The sequence below is a fragment of the Actibacterium sp. D185-2 genome, assembly GCF_054954595.1.
The window spans coordinates 1-6,321 of sequence record NZ_JBPWNX010000038.1 but is presented as its reverse complement, the minus strand read 5'-3'; the positions used below and the strand labels follow the sequence as shown (position 1 = coordinate 6,321).

General features: G+C 60.9%; 4 protein-coding genes and 1 pseudogene. 2 read left to right on the top strand and 3 right to left on the bottom strand.

Going from position 1 to position 6,321, the window contains the following annotated elements; all coding sequences use genetic code 11:
* The first annotated feature begins 29 nt into the window (after window positions 1-29).
* On the top strand, window positions 30-269 hold the full coding sequence (locus tag ACSR1C_RS20185) for a hypothetical protein (RefSeq protein WP_460260816.1): 240 nt from the start codon (window positions 30-32) through the stop codon (window positions 267-269).
* Window positions 270-552: 283 nt separating this feature from the next.
* Here the strand turns inward: ACSR1C_RS20185 and ACSR1C_RS20180 are convergent, their stop codons facing one another.
* Both ACSR1C_RS20180 and ACSR1C_RS20175 read right to left on the bottom strand, forming a co-directional pair.
* Entirely contained in the window at window positions 553-2,310 is a 1,758-nt protein-coding gene (locus ACSR1C_RS20180) for a hypothetical protein (RefSeq protein ID WP_460260815.1), read from the bottom strand.
* A gap of 213 nt (window positions 2,311-2,523) precedes the next feature.
* Window positions 2,524-4,794, bottom strand: coding sequence for a malectin domain-containing carbohydrate-binding protein (locus ACSR1C_RS20175; protein ID WP_460260814.1), 2,271 nt, complete (start codon window positions 4,792-4,794; stop codon window positions 2,524-2,526).
* Between the two features lie 263 nt (window positions 4,795-5,057).
* Here ACSR1C_RS20175 and ACSR1C_RS20170 point away from each other — a divergent pair, with 263 nt between their 5' ends.
* Window positions 5,058-6,062: a GNAT family N-acetyltransferase gene (locus tag ACSR1C_RS20170; protein WP_460260813.1), complete on the top strand. Its 1,005-nt coding sequence runs from the start codon at window positions 5,058-5,060 to the stop codon at window positions 6,060-6,062.
* A 143-nt stretch (window positions 6,063-6,205) separates the two neighbouring features.
* Here the strand turns inward: ACSR1C_RS20170 and ACSR1C_RS20165 are convergent.
* Window positions 6,206-6,321 (bottom strand): annotated as a pseudogene (locus ACSR1C_RS20165) (IS5/IS1182 family transposase); the annotation flags it as partial.

The window sequence follows — 6,321 nt, the reverse complement described above, 5'->3', positions numbered from 1 at the left end:
GCCGCAGGATCGCGATAATCTGAGCCTCAGTGTATCTGCTTGTCTTCATTCGAAATCTCCTCGTTCATCTTGCCGAGAAAATTCTACTTATGCAGCCCCTTACTTTCGGGGGGGATTACCGGGCGATCAACCACGGTGGCCCGAAAACAATCTGGAAAGCGCCTGCCATCAAAACACTGGCGGAAGAATTCGGGCTTTTCTACTTCGATGGTGCTGAAACAATGGGGCCAGTTTTATACATACCGCCCCGCCCTGCGCCGGAGCAATGAAGCAAGCCTAGCTTAGACCCGCCGAATAAAAATGCCCCGGCTGCGTCGGTGCACGCGAACCGGGGCTAGTTGTCCCGTGGCACTAGGGATGTGACGTGCTCCCCTTAAAAGTCCGCGTTTTGAAGTTAGCCTGTTCTCCAAACGAGGAGACAGAAGATGCGGAAAAGCCGTTTCAGCGAAGAACATATCATTGGCATCCTGAAGGAACATCAGGCTGGCACCGGTTCCTCAGAGCCGCTGCCGTTTCTCATGTCATCTTGGCGTCGAACTGTGCAGGATTACGTTAAAATCGACATGGTGGCGGCATGGCCGCAATCGCATCGAGCAGCCCGTCGAGCGGATAGAGAAACGACTCGCGCGGTTCGCTGAGGTTCGTGATGCGTAAGGTGGAACCTTGCAGGATCACAGAACCGAAATTCTCACGCCCCTCATCCATGTGCGCCATTCCATAGCGATCGACGTAGAAGACGCTGTCCATGGTTCTGGACGGGTCGTTATCGATTTGCAGGCGCAGATGCGGCTCTGACCCGGATGGCCCCGATGTGAAATTTCCAATAATGCTTGGTGCGCCACGACAGGTGAGGAACAGCGCCGGAGCGCCCTTAACCTCGAAGACCGCCAAATAATAGGGGTCTTCGCCGGGGCGGGCAGTGTCAATGGTCGCCCATTCTCCCGCGCCGGTCAGATCGCGTCCACCATCCGAGAGGGCTGCGCCTGGCGGTGCCGGGCAAGTGAGTTGAGGCAAACCCTCGGCGAAGCCTGCCATCGTGGTTGCAACCGTAGTGAAAGTGCCGGGCTCCGCATTCACATCGAAGGTCAACGACATGGTGTCGGCACGCGCCATGACGTCAAGGAGGTCTTCATCGAGCACCGGCGACTGTGCCGAATGGCCTTGCACCTCGAAATGAACCGGAAACCGGACATTCTCTGCTCCGGTGGTCGAAAGCACCATCTCGCCGGTCAGCGATCCGTCATAGGAGGACACCCGGCTTTGCGAGATCAACCGCCGGTCGCAGGTCAGCGCCAGATGAGGCGCCATCCCCTGAACCATTGGCAGAAACAGCGCGTCGGTGATCATCCCATTGCGAAGCTGCGCCTGCCCCATCCGCCACGGATCGTGCCGCGTCGCTTCCCATCCCATGGGATAAAGCCCGGCCGCAGAGCGCGGGACGGCACAGCGGCTGTCATCAATGGCCCGCGATGAGCCGCGCAGTTCAAAGGCTTCGGTCCCGCTTTCGTCCAGACGCACCTCAACCGTGTTGCCGCGCCGCAAAGCGTCGAGGAATTGCTGACTGGTGACGCCAACTGCCAGGAAATTACGGTTGAACCCCATCAGTTGTGTGCCTTGCTGGAACAGGCGACCATTCATACCGCCATTGCCCAGAACGACGATCTGTGCGCCTTGGCCCGGCACGCCGTCGTCAAACGGGCCGAGAAGCAAGACCGGCATGGTTCCGGGCTCGCAGCGCAAGGCCAGATGCCGTCCCTCAACATTGCGCACGGCTGTGACCAAGGTACTGCCGTAGGGGGTGTCCAGCGTGCCGCGCACCCAGTTTCCGGGTGCCGCATCCACGGCGATTTGATAGCCTGCCGGAACGCCTGTGAGCCGCCCGTCCACCGTCGCTCCGGTGGACGGCGGGGCAGGCTCGGCCGGTTCGGCAGTTACCGGACCACCCGTTGTCACGGCTCCTTCAGGTGCAGTGGTGAGCGCCTCGCCATGTGTCCGAGCGTTTTCCTGTGGTGGAACCGGCGGGATGGGAACGGCAACGTCGTTGCCTGACACAGCGGCTTGGGTACATTCAACGAAAATCATGCCGTACCGGTTTGCCACGTCCGTGGGCACACCGTCCCAGAGATTGGCCAGAAGCCGGTCGAGAACCGGCCCCTCTATGCCTTCCGCTTGCGAGCGCGCGATGGCGCATTCGCAAAGCTGTGGAAATTGCGGGTTGGCGGCGCGGCAGGTCTCAAGCGCATCTGCCCGGACCATTCCAGACCAGATGGACGCTCCGAGTATGCCCAAGATAAACCATTGCCGGATCACAATCCGCCCCTCCTGACTTTGAAAGCTATTCCGCAACACTGGTGGGACTGCTTCTTTCTGGACCTCTTCCGCCCCCAAAATAGCCGACAGTCGCCAACGAAAAAAACGGCGCCGATGTGATCCCCGAAATGGCAGAGCATGACATAAGCAAAGTTCCCTACAAATCCCCTGCGAAAGGCCGGCTTTTGTCGACGAGGGCGCCGGCAGGTTGGGTCAAAGCTTCGGGGCGACCGATTCGCGTTCCTGCTGTTGTTCCTCGACCTTTTCCGCCTCTCCGAGCAGCGTCTCGATCCGTTCGGCCACGCCGCTGCTGGCGGCAAGCCAGCTCTCGGCGCCGACGACGCCGTGATCGACCAGCGCGAATTGCACCTCCTCAATCGGCTTCGACCCGCTCTGCAGGTTGTGCATGACGAGCAACTCGGTGCCGCATCCAATTTGCGAGACAAGGTCGGGTGTGCGGTCGAGGAAGCCGTCCAGAAGCCCGCGCATGGTCGGAATGTCGAACCGCTGCGTGGCCTTGCCGTCGCATTTTTCGATTTGCTCACCGCGCGGGTCGAAGGCCCAGATGCGGCCGACATCGAACCCGCGCGAGGCGAAATCAGCGCCAACATAGATCGGATGCGAGGGCGGGCCGTACTTCCCCTCCAGTGCGGTGATCAGCGTGTCGTAGAGCGGCCGGTCCGCTTCCTTTGGTGCCCAGCGGCGGATCAGGACCACCGGCTTTGCCTCGGGCGACGCTTCCATCGCGATGATCATGAACCATTCCTCGGGCTGGTCGCCCAGCCCGCCGGTTGCCTTGCCGCGATACTGGTGCAGCCAGCCACCGTCATTCAGTCGGCGCGTCGTCCAGGGCTCTTGCGGGTTTTCAGGCTCGATCGCGGCGGCGATCTTCTCCTGCGTGGCGGCGACCGTCTCTTCCAGCGTGAACGACGCGGTCTCGAACGGGAAACCGGTGGGACGCACGACCTCGGCCACGGCGCCGCTGATCTCGCGCTGGAACCGGATCCAGTAGGCGTTCCCGTCAAGCTTCATGTGCAGACGAAGCTGGTTGTCGTTTTCCGCCTCAAGCCGGAATTCGGTCAGGATATGCGCGCCGCTGCCGCAGGTATCGGCGATGGGCTGGGCATCCTCCAGCGCCTCGGACGGGGCGAAGGCGACGTTGCAGCGATAGCCGTCCTTCAGCAGGATGTCGGCGACGATGCCGGCTTCGGCGACGACGATCTCGTTGCGGGCATAGCCGACGGTGGACGAGACGATGCCGCCCGACCGGATCTCGATGTTCGCCCCCCAGATACCGAACCATTTCCGCTGCGCCGCCAGCAGTTCTGCCTGTGCCTTGGCGGCGCGCTGTTCTTCGGCCTCTCGGGCCTGTTCGGCGCAGATCTCGGCGCTCGCCTCGCAATAGACTCGGATCGTGTTGACCAAGGCATTGTCCACCACGGCCGCGAAGCGGATGTCGAGATGGTCGGCCGCGCCGAACGCGGCCGGGTCGATGCCGATGAAGCGACGGCGGACGACCCGCTTCGAATCGCCGTGGGCGGCGTCCACAATGTCGAACTGCGACAGGACGGGCTGCCCCTCGATCTCGATGTCGATCACCCGGCGGCCGGCATCGGAAAACCAGGATTCGACGAAATCCATCTCGACCGTCAGCGGCGACGACGCGACCGGCGCCGAAAAGCTAAATTCGCGCCCCAGGTGCAGGGACTTGAAGGGCGTGCCGTCCAGCTCGGGCTGCGGCCCGTTCGGTCCGCCGTTTTCGGCGCCGGTCTCGCCGCCGCTGAAATATGCGTCCGCAACATAATCAACGCCGTCATGGCTGATCGCCGCGCCGCCCGCATTGATCGCCAGAAGCGGCGGGGTGCTCATCGGCTCCAGGCCTTCGGCCAAGACCAGTTCGGGCTCATAGCCGTTGGCGGCCAGGTCGGAACAGACCTCGGCCGGTTCCATGCAGAAAATGCGGATTGCGTTGATGATAGCGTTGTCGCGAGTGGCGACAAACCGGATTTCCAGCTTGTCCGGCACGCCCGACATGCCGGGATTCGCGCCCGCGATCCGGGTCACCAGGGGCTGGTTCAGATCGCCCCCGACCTCGGCCAGCGGATCGAGGTCCCTGGCCACGACCTGATCCTCGATCACGATGTCGAAGGCCCGGCCGCCCGGCGCCGAATGCCAACCTTCGGCAAAGGCCATTTCGATCATGTAGCTCGCCGGCGGCAACGGTACTTCAAAGCCGACATCCCGGCCCCAACGTGTATGAAAATAAACGGTGTTTTCCAGATTGGCCTGATAGCCGTTACCGCCGCCGCCTTCCTCGCCGATCTCGCCCGACGTGAAATACCGGTCCGCCGCATAGCTTATGTCGCCCTGCGTCAAGGCCGGACCGGCCGCGTTGATGGAGATGACGGGTTGTTCCTGAGCGGATGCGGCCGAGGCAGCAAGCGCGAACAGAACCATGCTTGCGGCAATGGAAAATCGGATCATGCGAAGACCTTGAACTGATGTCGACACAAAAGCAGACCTTGGTCAAATAGGGCCGGAATGCAACATTCAGATGACGCGAAACGGGGGAAATGCCATTACCTGTGCCCGTTCTAATCAGCACAGTTTGCAACTGTGCTTTTTTTTGTCAGATATACAATCGCCTTTTCCAACCCCGGCACCGATATTGTTACTTTGTCAATTCCTTCCGGTTCTGTGATCGCTAGAGCGACACCCATCACGCTATAATCTCGGAAAGGTTCGCCATGACGCTTACGATCCGACCTGCCGAACTCGCCGATCTCGACCAGGTTGCGAACCTGTTGGTGGCCGATGCAGAAGACCGTCACGCGGCCGATCCGGGTCTGTGGAAGCTGGACCGGGCTGCTCGGGACAAGACCTTCTCGACCATCAAGACGGCTATGGAGGCGGAGAATGCACCCTTCCAACAGCAATGGCTGGTCGCGGAAGCAGGGGGCCGGCTGGTTGGCGTGACGCATTCCATTCTGCTGCCGGTTCCGCCAATCTATGCAGGGGAATTTGGCCCACCCGGCCTGATCATGGAGGATTGCTTTATCGCGCCCGACGCGCCGGCCAGGACGCGGCACGATTTGCTAAAGGCCGCAGAAGCCGACCTGATCGGGGCCGGCGCGGTGATCCTCCTGGCGTCCAGCGTGGACGGCGGCGCGTGGGAAGCCGAATATTCCGAACAGGGGTACGACCCGCTGACCATGTATTTTGCGAAGATCGGCCTGACCCGGCAAACGACTTTCGCGCATGTGCGACAGGCTACCGTAGATGACGTGCCTGGAATTGTCACGGCAAGTGCGATTCACAGGCGCGTTCTGGATGAACTGCATCACCTGTTCTGGAAACCGCATGATGACGCGGACACGCGCTTTGAGGCGTGGATGAAGCGTAGCCTGACCTTGGAGGATCGCGACATGTTCGTGTCGGATGAAGATGGCGCTATCCGAGGCTATGCGATCTCGCAGCCGGCAACTCCTCTCCATTTCCCGACGCCCCATGACATCTCTGGTGTCGGCGTGATTGATGACTTCTTCCATGATGCCCTAGAAGCCACCCAAACACTCGACACGCCCGGCCCCAAGGCCGAGGCTCTCTTTGCAGCGGCAGAGGCTGCCCGCAGTCGGCGAGGGGATCATTCGGTTCTGGTTGTCTGCCCGGCCAGTTGGCGGTCCAAGATCAATATGCTGGAGCACCTAGGATATCACAACGCAATCACCTGGCACATCAAGATGGTGGGCTAAGGCAGACGCTCAAGCTCGGTCATTCCACTGGAAGTCAAGTCCAGCGCCAGAAGCCGCGGCCGAAAACCGTATCGCGCCAAAAGCCCAACAGAGACTCGCGCCATTTCAGGCGGCTATTGCACCTGTGATTTCAAGTCTCTAGGTCATGTTGACAAAAGGCGCAGCCAGAGGCGGATGGAGGTGATGTCTATGAAGCCAAGAAAGCTTTCGGCGGTTTTGTCATAACGGGTTGCGACCCGGCGAGCGTTCTTCAACTTGT